Origin of the sequence: Pseudomonas sp. (assembly GCF_035512415.1) — a bacterium.
Classification (GTDB): Bacteria; Pseudomonadota; Gammaproteobacteria; order Pseudomonadales; family Pseudomonadaceae; genus Aquipseudomonas.
Genome location: NZ_DATKDZ010000013.1, coordinates 464,736 through 479,480, shown reverse-complemented (window position 1 = coordinate 479,480; position 14,745 = coordinate 464,736). Strand labels below are relative to the sequence as shown.

15 protein-coding genes are annotated in these 14,745 nt (G+C 64.5%); all 15 read left to right on the top strand.

Annotated elements, in window-relative coordinates; translation table 11 throughout:
• Positions 1 to 8: 8 nt before the first annotated feature.
• The 15 genes from VMP31_RS07790 (at position 9) to VMP31_RS07720 (ending at position 14,743) form a co-directional block, all read left to right on the top strand.
• Positions 9 to 269 carry an acyl carrier protein gene (locus VMP31_RS07790; protein ID WP_325505736.1) on the top strand — a complete coding sequence of 87 codons (261 nt, stop codon included), beginning with the start codon at positions 9 to 11 and terminating at the stop codon, positions 267 to 269.
• Positions 269 to 814 (top strand): hypothetical protein, encoded by a 546-nt coding sequence (locus VMP31_RS07785; RefSeq protein WP_325505734.1) that lies wholly within the window; start codon positions 269 to 271, stop codon positions 812 to 814. The genes VMP31_RS07790 and VMP31_RS07785 overlap by 1 nt, the downstream gene beginning before the upstream one ends.
• Positions 811 to 2,481 carry an AMP-binding protein gene (locus VMP31_RS07780; protein ID WP_325505732.1) on the top strand — a complete coding sequence of 557 codons (1,671 nt, stop codon included), beginning with the start codon at positions 811 to 813 and terminating at the stop codon, positions 2,479 to 2,481. Before VMP31_RS07785 ends, VMP31_RS07780 begins: the two co-directional genes overlap by 4 nt.
• Positions 2,474 to 3,208, top strand: a complete 735-nt coding sequence (locus VMP31_RS07775) for a glycosyltransferase family 2 protein (RefSeq protein WP_325505730.1) — start codon at positions 2,474 to 2,476, stop codon at positions 3,206 to 3,208. The genes VMP31_RS07780 and VMP31_RS07775 overlap by 8 nt, the downstream gene beginning before the upstream one ends.
• Entirely contained in the window at positions 3,205 to 4,143 is a 939-nt protein-coding gene (locus VMP31_RS07770; RefSeq protein WP_325505728.1) for a glycosyl transferase, read from the top strand. The genes VMP31_RS07775 and VMP31_RS07770 overlap by 4 nt, the downstream gene beginning before the upstream one ends.
• Positions 4,124 to 5,665 (top strand): aromatic amino acid ammonia-lyase, encoded by a 1,542-nt coding sequence (locus VMP31_RS07765; protein ID WP_325505726.1) that lies wholly within the window; start codon positions 4,124 to 4,126, stop codon positions 5,663 to 5,665. Before VMP31_RS07770 ends, VMP31_RS07765 begins: the two co-directional genes overlap by 20 nt.
• An 89-nt stretch (positions 5,666 to 5,754) precedes the next feature.
• Positions 5,755 to 6,180, top strand: a complete 426-nt coding sequence (locus tag VMP31_RS07760; RefSeq protein ID WP_325505724.1) for an acyl-CoA thioesterase — start codon at positions 5,755 to 5,757, stop codon at positions 6,178 to 6,180.
• Positions 6,181 to 6,272: 92 nt separating this feature from the next.
• Positions 6,273 to 6,866: an outer membrane lipoprotein carrier protein LolA gene (locus VMP31_RS07755; protein ID WP_325506126.1), complete on the top strand. Its 594-nt coding sequence runs from the start codon at positions 6,273 to 6,275 to the stop codon at positions 6,864 to 6,866.
• Positions 6,856 to 9,210 (top strand): hypothetical protein, encoded by a 2,355-nt coding sequence (locus tag VMP31_RS07750; RefSeq protein WP_325505722.1) that lies wholly within the window; start codon positions 6,856 to 6,858, stop codon positions 9,208 to 9,210. The genes VMP31_RS07755 and VMP31_RS07750 overlap by 11 nt, the downstream gene beginning before the upstream one ends.
• Positions 9,207 to 10,352, top strand: coding sequence for a sodium:proton antiporter (locus tag VMP31_RS07745; RefSeq protein WP_325505720.1), 1,146 nt, complete (start codon positions 9,207 to 9,209; stop codon positions 10,350 to 10,352). Before VMP31_RS07750 ends, VMP31_RS07745 begins: the two co-directional genes overlap by 4 nt.
• A complete protein-coding gene (locus VMP31_RS07740) occupies positions 10,339 to 11,595 on the top strand; it encodes an NAD(P)/FAD-dependent oxidoreductase (protein ID WP_325505717.1) in 1,257 nt (418 codons plus the stop codon). The genes VMP31_RS07745 and VMP31_RS07740 overlap by 14 nt, the downstream gene beginning before the upstream one ends.
• Before the next feature lie 181 nt (positions 11,596 to 11,776).
• On the top strand, positions 11,777 to 12,514 hold the full coding sequence (locus tag VMP31_RS07735; protein WP_325505715.1) for a class I SAM-dependent methyltransferase: 738 nt from the start codon (positions 11,777 to 11,779) through the stop codon (positions 12,512 to 12,514).
• Positions 12,511 to 13,011, top strand: a complete 501-nt coding sequence (locus tag VMP31_RS07730) for a hypothetical protein (RefSeq protein ID WP_325505714.1) — start codon at positions 12,511 to 12,513, stop codon at positions 13,009 to 13,011. The genes VMP31_RS07735 and VMP31_RS07730 overlap by 4 nt, the downstream gene beginning before the upstream one ends.
• Positions 13,011 to 14,282, top strand: coding sequence for a beta-ketoacyl-[acyl-carrier-protein] synthase family protein (locus tag VMP31_RS07725; RefSeq protein ID WP_325505712.1), 1,272 nt, complete (start codon positions 13,011 to 13,013; stop codon positions 14,280 to 14,282). The genes VMP31_RS07730 and VMP31_RS07725 overlap by 1 nt, the downstream gene beginning before the upstream one ends.
• Positions 14,279 to 14,743, top strand: coding sequence for a hotdog family protein (locus VMP31_RS07720; RefSeq protein WP_325505710.1), 465 nt, complete (start codon positions 14,279 to 14,281; stop codon positions 14,741 to 14,743). The genes VMP31_RS07725 and VMP31_RS07720 overlap by 4 nt, the downstream gene beginning before the upstream one ends.
• Positions 14,744 to 14,745: the final 2 nt, after the last annotated feature.

Sequence of the window (14,745 nt, the reverse complement as noted above, 5' to 3'; positions counted from 1 at the left end):
AGCCGCCGATGCAAACCCGTGAAGATATTTTCGCCACCCTGCGCGACGCCCTGGTCGAGCTGTTCGAACTGGATGCCGAGCGCGTCACCCTGGACGCCAACCTCTACCAGGACCTGGAGATCGACAGCATCGATGCCGTCGACCTGATCGACCATATCAAGCGCCAGACCGGCAAGAAGCTGGCAGCCGAGGAGTTCAAGGCGGTACGCACCGTCGGCGACGTGGTCGAGGCGGTGCTGCAGCTGGTCAATACACCCGCTGCCGGATAATGAGTCGCCTACTGGGCCTGCTCCTGCTGCTGGTGGGGCTGCTCTACCCCTTTGCCGTGTATTACGGCATGGAGCATCTGTCGCCCCGCCTGTTCGCCGCGTTGCTCGGCGGCCTGTGGCTGGCCCGCGCGCTCAGCCAATGGGGCAAGCCCGGCAACCGCTGGATGACCGCGGTGGCCCTGGGCTTCTGCCTGCTGCTGGGTCTCGCCGGTGAGCCCGCGCTGCTGCGCTGGTATCCGGTACTGCTCAACGGTCTGCTGCTGGCGTTGTTCGGCCTGAGCCTGAAGTTCGGCCCACCGCTGATCGAACGCCTGGCGCGTCTGACCGAGCCGCAGTTGCCGGAGGTGGCGATACGCTACACACGCCTGGTCACCGCGGTCTGGGCCGGTTTCTTTCTGGCCAACGGCCTGGTGGTGGTGGCGCTGAATTTCTGGGCCCCGCTGAGTTGGTGGACCCTGTACACCGGGTTGATTTCCTATGGCCTGATGGGCCTGCTGTTTGCCGGTGAATGGCTGGTGCGCCAGCATGTAAGGAGACATGAATGAACTGGCTGCCCCTCGAGCACCTGCTGCTCGAAGCCCACGCAGGTCGCGCGGTAACTGCGGATCTGGATCAACCCCAGCTGCGCCAGCACGCCCTGCAGCTGGCGGCCGAGCTGCAAGGCCGTGGCGTAAAACGCCTGGCACTCTATCTCGACGATGCCGGCGAACTGGCGATTGCCCTGCTGGCCGCCTGGCGCGCCGGTATTACCGTGCTGCTGCCGGGCGATGCCCAGCCGCAGACCCGTCGGCGCCTCAGCACGCAGTGCGACCTTTGGCTGGACAGCATTCATAGCCTGCTTAGTCCCGAAAGCGTTGCGCTGCCAGCGGCCCCGCTCGATCTCGACCAATGCCGACTGACCCTGTGCACCTCCGGCTCCAGCGGCGAAGCCAAGCTGATCGACAAATCTCTGCGCCAGCTGGCCAATGAAGTGACCGCCCTGGAACAGCTATGGGGCGAGCAATTGGGCAACGCGACCATCCTCGGCAGCGTCGCCACCCAGCATATCTACGGCCTGTTGTTTCGCGTGCTCTGGCCGCTGTGCGCCGGCCGCGCTTTTCTGCGCCGCGCCCAGCCGTTCCCCGAAGACTTGCAACGTGAAAGTCTGGCCTGTGGCACTGACTTTGTGTGGGTGGCCAGCCCTGCCTTGTTGAAGCGCATGGGCAATAACCTCAACTGGAATGCACTACGTGCCGTGCGTCAGGTGATTTCCTCCGGCGGCGCGCTGCCGAGCGAAACCGCTGCCGAGCTGCAGGGCCTGCTTGGCCAATGGCCCACGGAAATCTACGGCAGCTCGGAAACCGGCGGTATCGCCTGGCGTCAGGGCGGTGAGCTGTGGACGCCCTTCGCCGGCATCGAACTGGGGCAGAACGCCGAAGGTGCCCTGCACCTGACCTCGCCCTATCTGCCGGCCGGCCACCGCGAGCAGACCGCCGATGCAGTGGAGCTGCAGGCCGATGGCCGCTTCACCCTGCGCGGCCGCCTGGACCGGATTATCAAACTGGAAGAAAAACGTATTTCCCTGCCCATGCTCGAACAGGCGCTAAGTAGCCACGAATGGCTCAGCGACGCACGCCTGGGCGTGGTGCAGGAAGGCCGCGCCTACCTCGGCGCGTTGGTGGCCTTGAGCCCGGCCGGCCTGCATGCGCTGCGCAACCAGGGGCGCAAGACCGTTACCGAAACCCTGCGCCGCCATCTGGCCAACCATTGCGAAGCCATCGCCCTGCCCCGGCGCTGGCGCCTGCTCGCTCAGCTGCCCTACAACAACCAGGGCAAACTGGCGCAAGCCACGGTCGAAGCACTGCTGGCCGAGCCACGCCCAACCCAGGTGGAGCCACTGTCGGTTGTCGAGCAGGACGGCGAATGGCAGCTGCAGATGGTGGTGCCGCTGGACCTCGCACACTTCACCGGCCACTTTCCGCAGACCCCGGTGCTGCCGGGCGTGGTGCAGGTCGACTGGGCGCAGCAACTGGCGCGCAGCCTGATCAAGGACCTGCCGCCGCGTTTCAGCGGTATGGAAGTGCTGAAATTCCAGCAACTGGTACGCCCCGGCGATCAGCTGCAGCTGACCCTGCGTTTCGACGCGGCGCGCGGCAAGCTGTACTTCGCCTTCCGCAATGGCGAAGCCCCCTGCTCCTCAGGGCGCATATTGTTGGGAGCTGCCAGTGCATAAGCCCTGCGCGGTGATCCCGGTCTACAACCACGAGCACGCGCTACCGCTGGTGGTCGATGCCCTGCGCGCGGCCGGCCTGCCCTGCGTGCTGGTGGACGATGCCTCCAGCCCGGCCTGCGCAGCGGTGATGGATCAGCTGGCCACACTGCCCGATACCCATCTAGTGCGTCTGCCCGTCAATCAGGGCAAAGGTGGCGCAGTGATGGCCGGTCTGCGTGAAGCGGCGCGCCTGGGCTTTAGCCATGCGCTGCAGGTAGACGCCGACGGCCAGCACGACCTCAGTGATCTGCCGCATTTCATCAACGCCTCGCAGGCCGCCCCTGAGGCGCTGATCTGCGGCTACCCGCAATACGACGAAAGCGTGCCGAAAGGCCGCCTCTACGCGCGCTACCTGACCCATGTGTGGGTGTGGATCAACACCCTGTCGCTGAGCATCCGCGACTCCATGTGCGGCTTTCGCGTGTACCCGCTGCCGGCCACCCTGGCGTTGATCGACGCGGTAAACATCGGCAAGCGCATGGATTTCGACACCGAGATTCTGGTGCGCCTGGCCTGGCGCAATCAGCCGATGCACTGGCTACCGACCAAGGTGCATTACCCGCTGGATGGCCTCTCGCACTTTCGCCTGTGGCACGACAACGCGCTGATCTCGAAGATGCACGCCAAGCTGTTCTTCGGCATGTTGCTGCGCGCGCCGCAAATCCTCTGGCGCAGGTGCCGCGCATGAGTGGCCAGCAGCACTGGGCCGGGCAGCGCGAGCGCGGCAGTTTTATCCTGATGAAATTCACCGCGCTGCTGGCGCGCCTGCTCGGCCGCCGGCTGATCAGCCCGCTGCTGTACCTGATCGTGTTGTATTTCTATCTGTTCGGCGCCAAGGCGCGGCGCAGCATCCGCCAGTACCAGCGCAACCTGGCCAACTGGAGCGGCCGCACCGAGTTGCAACCGACCCGGCACAGCGTGTTCCGCCACTTTATAAGCTTCGCCGACACCCTGCTGGACAAGCTCGATGTGTGGAACGGCAAGCTCGGCCTGGAACAGGTGACCCTGATCGACCCGGGCAACGCCTGCGCGCAGCTGCACCAGCAGGGCCGTGGGCAGATGCTGGTGGCCGCGCACCTGGGCAACCTGGAAGTCTGCCGCGCCCTCGCCGAACTTGGTGAGCAGGTAACGATGAACGTGCTGGTGCACACCAAACATGCCGAACAGTTCAACCGCCTGCTGGGCGAGGCCGGTGCCACCCACCTGCGGCTGATTCAGGTCAGTGAGCTGGACGCAGCGATCATGCTGCAATTGTCCGAACGCCTGGAGCGCGGCGAGTGGCTGGCGATTGCCGGCGACCGCGTGCCGCTCAAGGGCAGCCGCAAGGTCAGCGTGGACTTTCTCGGCAAGCCCGCCGCCTTCCCGCAAGGCCCGTGGTTGCTGGCCGGACTGCTGCAATGCCCGGTCAATCTGATTCACTGCCTGAAAATCGACAAACGCTATCAGGTGATCATCGAACCCTTCGCCGAGCGCCTGCACTGGAAGCGCAGCGAACGGGACGAGGTGATCCGCCACTGGACCCAGCGCTACGCCGACCAGCTCGCGCAACGCTGCCTGGATGCGCCCCTGCAATGGTTCAATTTCTACCCGTTCTGGAATGAAGATGACGACAAATCAGCCTGATCCCATCGTGTTTGGCGAGCGCCCCTTGAGCATCGAGCAGGTTGTCGCCCTGGCCAGCCGCAGCGCCCCGGCGCAGCTGCAAAGCGATGCCGCCTACCGCGAAAAAATCGCCAAGGGCGCGCGTTTTCTCGACAGCCTGCTGGACAAGGAAGGCGTGATCTACGGCGTCACCACCGGCTACGGCGACTCCTGCGTGGTGGCCGTGCCGCTGCACCAGGTCGAGGCGCTGCCACGTCACCTCTACACCTTCCACGGCTGCGGTCTGGGCAAACTGCTGGATGAAGCCAGCACCCGCGCCGTGCTCGCCGCACGCTTGCAGTCGCTGTGTCAGGGCGTCTCCGGGGTGCGCGTGGAACTGCTGGAACGCCTGCAGGCGTTTCTCGAATTTGACGTGCTGCCGCTGATCCCGGAAGAAGGCTCGGTGGGCGCCAGCGGCGATCTGACGCCGCTGTCCTATGTCGCCGCCACTCTTAGTGGTGAACGCGAAGTGATGTTTAAAGGCGAACGCCGCAGCGCCGCCGATGTGCACCGCGAGCTGGGCTGGACGCCGCTGACCCTGCGGCCGAAGGAAGCCCTGGCGCTGATGAACGGCACCGCGGTGATGACCGCCCTGGCCTGCCAGGCGTTCTCCCGCGCCGACTACCTGCTCAAGCTGGCCACGCGTATCACCGCGCTTAACGTGGTGGCGCTGGAAGGCAACCCGGAGCATTTCGACGAGCGCCTGTTCGCCGCCAAGCCGCATCCGGGGCAGATGCAGGTCGCCGCCTGGCTGCGTCAGGATCTGGCCATCGACGCGCCGACCGCGCCACTGCACCGCCTGCAGGACCGCTACTCGCTGCGCTGCGCGCCGCATGTGCTCGGCGTACTGGCCGATAGCCTGGGCCTGCTGCGGCAATTTATCGAAATCGAACTGAACAGCGCCAACGACAACCCGCTGATCGACGCCGAAGCCGAGCGCGTACTGCACGGCGGACACTTCTACGGCGGGCATATCGCCTTCGCCATGGACAGCCTGAAAAACCTGGTGGGCAACGTCGCCGACCTGCTCGACCGCCAGCTCGCCCTGCTGGTCGACACCCGCTACAACCACGGCCTGCCGAGCAACCTGTCCGGCGCGCCAAGCGTCAGCGCGATGATCAACCACGGCTTCAAGGCCGTGCAGATCGGTACCAGCGCCTGGACCGCCGAAGCGTTGAAAAACACCATGCCGGCCAGCGTGTTCTCGCGCTCCACCGAATGCCACAACCAGGACAAGGTGAGCATGGGCACCATCGCCGCCCGCGATGCCCTGCGCAGCCTGGAGCTGACCGAGCAGGTCGCCGCCGCCACCCTGCTGGCCGCCAACCAGGGCGTATGGCTGCGCCAGCGCGACGGCAAGATCGATATCCCTGCACCCGTCGCCGCCATGCGTGAACAGCTGGCCGTGGACTTCCACCCGGTAATCGAAGACCGCGCCCTGGAAGCCGAGCTGCGTCTGTGCCTGGTGCGTATCCGCGCGCAGCACTGGAACCTTTATGTATAAGTTTGCCCTGGTGCGCACAGCGCACCCTACGACCAGCGCCGCACACCGCGTAGGGTGCGCCGTGCGCACCACCCGCCAAGGAGCCGCCCATGCGTAGCAAAGGCGTATTACAAGCCGAGATCGAGCTGGTGGTGCCGTTCTTCGACGTCGACATGATGGAAGTGGTGTGGCACGGCCACTACGTCAAATACTTCGAAGAAGCGCGCTGCGCCCTGCTCGACAAGCTCGGCCACAACTACGTGCAGATGCGTGACGCCGGCTACGCCTGGCCAGTGATCGACCTGCAGCTGCGCTATATCCGCGGCGCGCAGTTCGGCCAGAAGATCATCGTGCGCGCCGATCTGGTGGAGTGGGAGAACCGCCTGAAGATCAACTACCTGATCACCGATGCCGCCAGCGGCGAGCGCATAACCCGTGGCAGCAGCGTGCAGGTAGCGGTGGAAATCGCCACCCGCGAGATGCAGTTTGCTTCGCCCAAGGTGCTGATCGACGCCGTTGAGAAGGTGTTGGCGTGAACAGGCTTTGGGCCGGATTGAGCCGCGCACTCAACCCCGTAGGTTGGGTTGAGCTTTGCGATACCCAACGCGGTGCTGGCCTCGTAGCCCGGATTGCATCCGGGCTACAACTGGCGTTTCTGCTGCTTCTGGCATCCGATGCTTACGCCTTCGACCTTGACCAGCTCAGCGCCCAGCTGGCCAAGCCCGCCGTGGTCCGTGGCCCGCTGATTCAGGAAAAGCACTTACGCGCCCTGCCGCAGCCGCTGACCAGTCGTGGCCAGTTCGTCCTCAGCCGCGACCTTGGCCTGCTCTGGCAGCTGCAAAGCCCACTCAAGCAGGATTACCGCATCGATAGCCAGGGCATCGCCAAACGCACGCCCAGCGGCTGGCAACAGCAGCCTGGCCAGGATGTCGCCGCCCAGCAGAGCCGGCTGTTTCTCGCCGTGCTCAAGGGCGACCATAGCGGCCTGTCCAAAGACTTCCAGCTGCAACTAAGCGGCACGGCCGAGGCCTGGCAACTGCGCCTGGTGCCGAACTCGGTGCTGCTCAAACAGATCTTCAGCCGCATTCAGATTGATGGCGGCGCGCTGGTGCAGCGCATCGAGCTGCATGAAACCCAGGGTGACCGCAGCGTGCTGCGCTTGCCTGAAAGCCAGGCCAGCGAGGCCTTGAGCGAGCAGGAGCAACGCGACTTTGCCCAGTGAACGCTGGCTGCCGCGCGGCTTTCTGCTGCTGCTCGCCGCCCTGCTGGCGCTCGCCGCCTGGCAGTGGCGCAACGGCCCGCCCGTAGCCGCGGATATTCTCGCGCTATTGCCGGCCGGCAGTGGCGACGCCCTGGTGCAGCAGGCCGAACAACGTATGCAGGAACCGCTAAACCGCGACCTGCTGCTGTTGATTGGCCACCCACAGCGCGAACAGGCGATTGCCCTGGCGCAGCAGGTTGGCGAGCAGTGGCGCGGTAGCGGGCGCTTCGCTCAGGTGCAGTGGAGCGTCGACAGCGACCTCGGCGCGCTGCGCGACTATCTGCGCAACAACCGCCTGCCCCTGCTGCCGACGGCGGATCGCCAGCTATTGCTGGAGCAACCGCAACAGCTGATCGAACAACGCACCGCCCAGCTGTTCGACACCTTCGCCGGCTTTAGCCTGTTGCCCATCGAGCAGGATTGGTTGGGCCTGGGCGTACGCGCGCAGCAAGCGCTGAATCCCGGCAGCCGTATCCAGGCCGACCTGAGCAGCGGCGTGCTGCTGCTGGAAGAGCCGGGCATGACCTGGGCCCTGCTGCGCGCCAGCGCCCAGGGCAGCGCCTTTGATATGCAGGAACCGCCGCTGATTGCCGCGCAAGTCGCCGACACCCGCGCGCAGATCGAAACAGCCGGCGGGCAACTGTTGGCGGCCGGCGGCGTGTTGTACGCCGCCGCTGGCCAGGCCAAGGCCACCCGCGAGATCAGCCTGATTGGCGGCGGTGCCACCCTCGGCACCCTGCTGCTGTTGCTGCTGGCCTTCCGCCGCGTGCGGGTGCTGGTCAGCCTGCTGCCGATTGGCATGGCCCTGCTGGCCGGCTGCACCGCCTGCGTGCTGGTGTTCGGCCAGATCAACGCCCTGACCCTGGTGCTGGGTGCCAGCCTGGTCGGAGTGGCCGCCGATTACCCGCAGCACTATTTAAGCAAGAGCTGGAGCAAGGCCGAGGGCGCAGACGGTTGGACTAGCTGGGGCGCATTGCGCGCCACCCTGCCGGGCCTGAGCCTGAGTCTGGGCACCAACCTGATCGGCTACCTGGCGCTGGCTTTTACCCCGTTTCCGGCGCTGACCCAGGTCGCACTGTTCTCCGCTGCAGGGCTGATCGCCGCCTACCTGTGCTCGGTCTGCCTGCTGCCGGCCTGGCTGCGCGGCCTACGGCTAAGCCCATCGCCGCAGCTGCTGAGTTTTAGCCAACGCCTGCTGGCGGGGCGGACACGTCTGTTAGCCAAGATCGGCAGCGCGCCGCTGCTGGCGTTGCTGCTGCTGTTTTGCGCCGGCGGCCTGTGGCAGTTGCATACACAAAATGATCTGCGCCAGTGGCTCGGCCAGGAGCCGCAACTGTTGGCCGAAGCTCAGCGCATCGCCGAGCTGACCGGACAGCAGCCCACCAGCCAGTTCTTTCTGGTGCGCGCCGCTAACCCGCAGCAGTTGCTGGAGCGCCAGGCCGCGCTGAGTCAGCGTCTGGATCAGGCAATACAGAATGGTCAGTTGCGTGACTACCGTGCCCTAAGCCAACTGGTCGCACCCGACAGTCAGTTGCAGGAATTGCGCACTGCACTGAGCGAACTGCCGCAACACTGGCAGCCTCTGCTTGATCTGGGCATCCCGCCGGCCGCGCTGCATAACGAATTGCTGGAACTCCAACAGAACAACCAGGCAAGCCTTGAACAAGCCCTGGCCAGCCCCCTGGGTGAGGCCTGGCGACCGCTATGGCTGGGCGCCCATAACAAAGACGGAGCCGCTGGCGTGGCCGGGCTGGTCAGCCTGCAAGGACTCAGCAACAGCAGCGAACTCAAGCCGCTGGTTGAGGGTTTGCCGGGGGTGCAGCTGGTTGATCGAATCAGCGAACTCAACGCGCTGTTTAGCGCCACCCAACTTAGCGCCGCCGAACTAAAACTGCTGTCCTCAATCGCCATCCTGTTATTGCTGTGCCTGCCATTCGGCCTCGGCGGCGCGTTGCGGGTGGTCTGCCTGCCTCTGCTGGCGGCGCTAGCGGCACTGGCCTGCCTCGGTTGGCTGGGCCAACCGCTGACCCTGTTCAGCCTGTTCGGCCTGCTGCTGATCACCGCCATCGGCGTCGATTACGCCATTCTGATGCGCGAGAACATCGGCGGGCCGGCCGTCAGTCTGCTCGGCACCCTGCTCTCGGCACTGACCAGCTGGCTGTCGTTCGGCCTGCTGTTGATCAGCGACACCCCGGCGATTGCCAACTTCGGCCTGGCTATCAGCCTCGGTCTGCTGTTCTGCTTTCTGCTCGCGCCCTGGGCCGGAACTCGGCAGACCACAGCTAACCAGGCGCAAGCGATATGACCATCGCCCTGGCCTGGCTGGCATTGCTCGCGCTATTTGCCCTGGTGACCTGGCTGGGCAAACGCCTGCGCCTGATTCCGATTGTCAGCCAGTTGCTGCTGGCCACCCTGGGCCTGCCGCTGCTAATGCTGTGGACCACGCCGCTGGGCTTCGGCGCCCGCGAGCTGCTTGCACCTGTGTGGCTGGAGCCCTTGTATGGCGTGGCCTTCTGTCTGTTGCTCGGGCATATCCTCAGTGATGTAGTCGATCTGCAACTGGAACCCGGCAGCCTGCAGATCGCCCTGCCGAGTTTCTTTGTGCCGTTCTTCTGCGGCCTGGCCTGCGCCTTCTGGCTGCTGCCAGAGCAGAGCGGCCTGGCCACTATTGCCGTGGGCCTGCTGTTTGCCCTGACCGCCATTCCGGTACTGTTTCTCTACCTGCAGCACCTCGGCTACCCGGTGGCCAAGATCCGCCAGCTGCTGCAGGCGGCAATCATTATGGATTTGCTCTGCTGGCTGATCTTCGGCCTGGCTCAGGGCAGCAGCGATCCGGCCACCCTGCTCTGGCCCCTGCTGGCCGCCGGCCTGCCGCTGCTGTTAAAGCTGCTGCCGCTGCGCTCCGCGCTACTCAATGGCAGCTGTTTTCTCGCCCTGTTGTTGCTGATGCAGCAACTGCACCTGAATGCCCTGGTGTTCGGCATCGCCTATCTGTTGCTACTCACCGCCTTGCGTCTGCCTTTGCGCCTGCCGCTGCCCGCCGGGTTGCTGCGCTGGCTGCAAACCTGGCTGGCGGTGCCACTGATTCTGGCCTTTGGCCTGCTGCAGATCGACTGGCACGACGCCTGGCTGGCGTATTCTGCCTGGCAGTTCGGCGCGCTGTTGCTGCTGCCGATCATCAGCAAACTGGCCGGTAACTGGCTGGGCTTGAGCTGGGCCGCCGGGCAGCTGCGCGCCTATGCGGGGCAGTGGCGCGAAAGCCTGCTGCTCAATACCCGCGGCCTGACTGAAATCATCTTTCTCAATCTGCTGCTGCAACAGCAGATAATCAGCCCGGCATTGTATTTCGCCCTAATGTTGATGGGCCTGATCTCGACCCTGTTGCCGGCCCTGGCCGGTTCCCCCGCAGCCAATCCCGAGGCAAGAAGTCGCTATGAAGTCTCTTGAAGTCGAACAACGCCAAGTCGTAGTGATAGGTGCCGGCCCGTCCGGAGCGATTGCCGCGGCGCTGCTCAAGCGCAATGGCCATGACGTGCTGGTACTGGAGCGGCAGCGCTTCCCGCGCTTCTCGATCGGCGAAAGCCTGCTGTCGCATTGCCTGGACTTCGTCGAAGAAGCCGGGATGCTCGACGCGGTTCGCGCTGCGGGCTTCCAGACCAAGCATGGCGCAGCTTTCGGCTGGGGCGAGCGTTACACCGAATTCGATTTCCGCGACACCTTTACCAAGGGTCAGGGCTCGACCTATCAGGTGCTGCGTGCCGACTTCGACAAACTGCTGGCCGACCAGGCCGAATTGCAGGGGGTGGAAATTCGCTATGAAGAGGAAATCTTCGCCGTCGATTTTAGTGGCGCGCGCAGCGGCGACTGCCCGCGCCTCTCCGTACGTCGCCTCGCCGATGGCCACGAGTATCAGGTCGAATGCGCCTTCGTCCTCGACGGCAGCGGCTACGGCCGCGTGCTGCCGCGCCTGCTCGACCTCGACACGCCGTCGAGCTTCCCGGTGCGCCAGGCGGTGTTCACCCACGTCGAAGACCGCAGCGAAGGCACCGGTTTCGACCGCGAGAAGATTCTGATCACCACTCACCCGACCTTACGCGATGTGTGGTTCTGGACCATTCCGTTCAGCAACGGCCGCTGCTCGGTCGGCGTGGTGGCCGAGGCCGACCTCTATAAGGGTCGCCCGGATGATCTGGATGCCTGCCTCAAGCAATTTATTGAAGAGACCCCCAGCCTGCACAAGGTGCTGAAGAATGCTGTTTGGGATACCCCGGCGCGAACCATTGGCGGCTACTCGGCCAACGTCAAAACCCTGCACGGCCCAGGCTTTGCCCTGCTCGGTAATGCAGCGGAATTTCTCGACCCGGTGTTCAGTTCGGGCGTGACCATCGCCATGCGTTCGGCGAGCATGGCCGCCGGTGTGCTGCACCGGCAGCTAAGCGGCGAGGTGGTGGACTGGGAGCATGATTTTGCTATTCCACTTAAGCGCGGCGTCGACACCTTCCGCGTGTATGTCGAGGGCTGGTACGACGGCAGCTTCCAGGACGTGATCTATTTCGAGAAAGCCCAGCCGGAAATCCGCAGGATGATCAGCTCGATCCTCGCCGGCTACGCCTGGGATGAGAAAAACCCCTATGTCGCCGAACCGAAGCGGCGCCTGCGGGTACTTGCCGAACTCTGCGCCAACAACTGAGAACCTATTTACGAGCAGCTGCGCGTCGGCCCTACTGCGTTAAAAACAGGCTCGGAATGCTCATTTACACCAGTAAACTCCGCTTCCTCGCCTGCTTGACCAGCCGGAGGCTGTTACTAACGTAGCGCCTTGTATGGCTCTAGCTCGCAAGCTCGTAAACAGATTCAACTAAGGACAGTCGATGCCCGAAACCACCGCCGTCTCATCCACCTACGTCGAGGAAACCCGCTTCGGCTTCTGGTTTTTGCAGAGCCACGTCTGGCACCACCATGTGCTGCGCGTGGCGATCAATGATCTGCGCGGCCTGTTCGCCGGTCCGCTGCCAGAAGCGCCGGTGCTGCTGGATGCTGGCTGCGGCCAGGGCAAATCGTTCGGCCTGCTCGCCGAGGCGTTTGCGCCTGCGCGGATAATCGGCCTGGATGCCGACCCGCATAGCCTCGATTGTTCCCGTGCCGAGGCGGAACGCCTGGGCCTGGATGTGCAACTGATCGCCAGCGACTGCGCGGCCATCGACCTGGCGGACGCCAGCGTCGACCTGCTGTTCTGCCACCAGACCTTCCATCATCTGGTCGAGCAGGAGCAGGCCCTAGCCGAGTTCTGGCGTGTACTCAAGCCCGGCGGTTATTTGTTATTTGCCGAATCCACCCAGTATTACATCGACACCTGGGTGATCCGCTGGCTGTTCCGCCACCCCATGCATGTGCAGAAAAGCGCCGACGGCTATCTGGCTATGTTGCGCGGCCAGGGCTTCGCGTTCGATGCCAGTAATATCTCTTACCCCTATCTGTGGTGGAGCCGCTCCAAGGACTTCGGCCTGCTGGAACGCTGGGGGCTGTTAAAGCCCAAGCCGGTCGGCCAACGCAATGAAACCCTGGTCAATGTGGTGGCACGCAAGCCGCTCGAGGCAAACCCTGTATGAAACGCATCGCCCTGCTCGGTCTTTGTCTGCTGCTGAGCGCATGCGCCGCCCGCACGCCGCTGCCGCTGACTGCCCCAACCTTCGGCGCACCACTGCCCGCCGCGCTGCGCGTCGAACGCCAGCAAGGTGCGGATCAGCAAACCTGGTGGCTGGTGGTGCAGGCCGAGCAAGCGGCGCTGCGCTGGTCGCTGTTCGATCCCCTTGGCATGCCCCTGGCGCGGCAACTGCTGGAGGATGGCAAGTGGCGCGCCGATGGCCTGCTGCCGCCCAATAGCGAAGCGCAGGAGCTGTTCGCCGCCCTGCTGTTCGCCCTCACCCCTATCGACAAGCTGCCCGCCAGCTATGCGCCAGAAGCCTGGCAGCAACTGGCCGACGGTCAGCGCCGGCTTAACCCGCATTGGCTGATCGACTACCGTGCGCCCCTGGATTTCACCCTGAGCCAGGGCCAGGTACTGAGTTACCGGGTCTATGCCCTCGCCGATGATGAGATTCCCTGATGCCGATTTACCTCAACGCACTGGGCCTTAACTGCGCCCTCGGCCAAGGCAAGCAGGCGGTGGCAACGGCGCTGTTTGCCGGCGATAGCAGCGGCATGCAGGCGCAAAGCGGCTGGGTAGCCGAGCGCACACTAACAGTCGGTGCTGTGCCCGGTGGCCTGCCGGAGTTACCCGATCTGCCGGGCCATCCGCCGAGCCGCAATAACCAGCTGCTGCTGGCGGCCGCGCTGGAAATCGAACCTGAGCTGCGCGCCGCCATCAGCCGTTTCGGCACCGAACGCATTGCCGTGGTACTCGGCACCAGCACCTCGGGCATCGAAGAAGCCAGCCAGAGCATCGCCACCTATCTCAACGAGGGCGAGTTGCCGGCGCATTATCACTACGCGCAGCAGGAGCTGGCTGAACCGGCAAATTTTCTCAGTGACTGGCTGGGTTTGAGCGGACCGTGCTTCAGCATTTCCACCGCTTGTACCTCGGGCGCGCGGGCGCTGCTTAGCGCGCAGCGCCTGCTTAACCTGGGTGTATGTGAGGCGGTGATCTGCGGCGGCGTGGACAGCCTGTGTCGCCTGACCCTGAATGGTTTCTCTGCCCTGGAAGCGGTCTCGGCCGAGCGCTGCAACCCGTTTTCCGTCAATCGCCATGGCATCAATATCGGCGAAGGCGCGGCGCTCTTTCTTATGACCAAAGAGCCAATGACCAGAGAGCAGCTAGGTGGTGCAGCCGCCGTACCCCGGAGTGCCGTATCAATCGCCCTGCTTGGCGGCGGTGCCTGCTCCGACGCCCACCATATCTCCGCACCGCAACCCGACGGCCTCGGCGCCCAGGCGGCGATGCGCAAAGCCCTGACTGCAGCCGGGATCAGCGCTGATCAGGTCGACTATCTGAACCTGCACGGCACCGCCACCACCCACAACGACGCCATGGAAAGCCAGGCAGTGCAGGCGATCTTCCCCCACGGCGTGCCCTGCTCCTCCAGCAAGCCCCTGGTCGGGCATACGCTGGGTGCGGCAGGCGCATTGGAAGCCGCCTTCTGCTGGCTGACCTTGAGCGAATACAACCCGCAGCAGTTGCTGCCACCGCACCTGTGGGATGACCAGGCCGATCCGGCCTTGCCGGCACTGAATCTGGTACAGCCCGGCACGCAGCTGAGCAACACGCGCCCACGCCGGTTGATGAGCAACTCCTTCGCCTTTGGCGGTAACAATATCAGCCTGCTCTTGGGTGAAGAGCAGGGTGAAGAGCGAGGCGAAACGCCAGGAGAGCAGCTATGAGCCAATGGCCAATCGCCGAACTGATTCCCCACGCCGGCGATATGATCCTGATCGACCAGGTGCTGCGCTTTGGCGATGAGGACATCGAAACCCTGCTGACCATCCGCAACGGCGGCCTGTTTAACTTGGATGACGGCAGCCTGCCGGCCTGGGTTGGCATCGAGCTGATGGCGCAGAGCGTCGCCGCCTACGCCGGCTGCCAGGCGCGCCTGCGCGGTGAGCCGGTCGAACTGGGCTTTCTGCTCGGCACGCGCAAGTACGAGTGCAACGTCGAACGCTTCCCGGCAGGAGCCGAGCTGCATATCCATGCGAGCCGCTCGCTGCAGGATGACAACGGCATGGGTGTGTTCGAGTGCCACCTGCGCGGCCCCGGCATCGAGGCCTTGGCCCGCCTTAACGTATTCCGCCCACCTCAGGTGGCCAGCTATCTTCAGGAAGAATTTCAAGGAACGCAGCCATGAGC

Bases quoted from the DNA above. Each gene is read 5' to 3' on its own strand.
- VMP31_RS07725 (WP_325505712.1), top strand. From the start codon at position 13,011: ATGCCGATTTACCTCAACGCACTGGGCCTTAACTGCGCCCTCGGCCAA.
- VMP31_RS07760 (WP_325505724.1), top strand. From the start codon at position 5,755: ATGCGTAGCAAAGGCGTATTACAAGCCGAGATCGAGCTGGTGGTGCCG.
- VMP31_RS07770 (WP_325505728.1), top strand. From the start codon at position 3,205: ATGAGTGGCCAGCAGCACTGGGCCGGGCAGCGCGAGCGCGGCAGTTTT.
- VMP31_RS07780 (WP_325505732.1), top strand. From the start codon at position 811: ATGAACTGGCTGCCCCTCGAGCACCTGCTGCTCGAAGCCCACGCAGGT.
- VMP31_RS07790 (WP_325505736.1), top strand. From the start codon at position 9: ATGCAAACCCGTGAAGATATTTTCGCCACCCTGCGCGACGCCCTGGTC.
- VMP31_RS07785 (WP_325505734.1), top strand. From the start codon at position 269: ATGAGTCGCCTACTGGGCCTGCTCCTGCTGCTGGTGGGGCTGCTCTAC.
- VMP31_RS07735 (WP_325505715.1), top strand. From the start codon at position 11,777: ATGCCCGAAACCACCGCCGTCTCATCCACCTACGTCGAGGAAACCCGC.
- VMP31_RS07765 (WP_325505726.1), top strand. From the start codon at position 4,124: ATGACGACAAATCAGCCTGATCCCATCGTGTTTGGCGAGCGCCCCTTG.
- VMP31_RS07720 (WP_325505710.1), top strand. From the start codon at position 14,279: ATGAGCCAATGGCCAATCGCCGAACTGATTCCCCACGCCGGCGATATG.
- VMP31_RS07740 (WP_325505717.1), top strand. From the start codon at position 10,339: ATGAAGTCTCTTGAAGTCGAACAACGCCAAGTCGTAGTGATAGGTGCC.
- VMP31_RS07745 (WP_325505720.1), top strand. From the start codon at position 9,207: ATGACCATCGCCCTGGCCTGGCTGGCATTGCTCGCGCTATTTGCCCTG.
- VMP31_RS07730 (WP_325505714.1), top strand. From the start codon at position 12,511: ATGAAACGCATCGCCCTGCTCGGTCTTTGTCTGCTGCTGAGCGCATGC.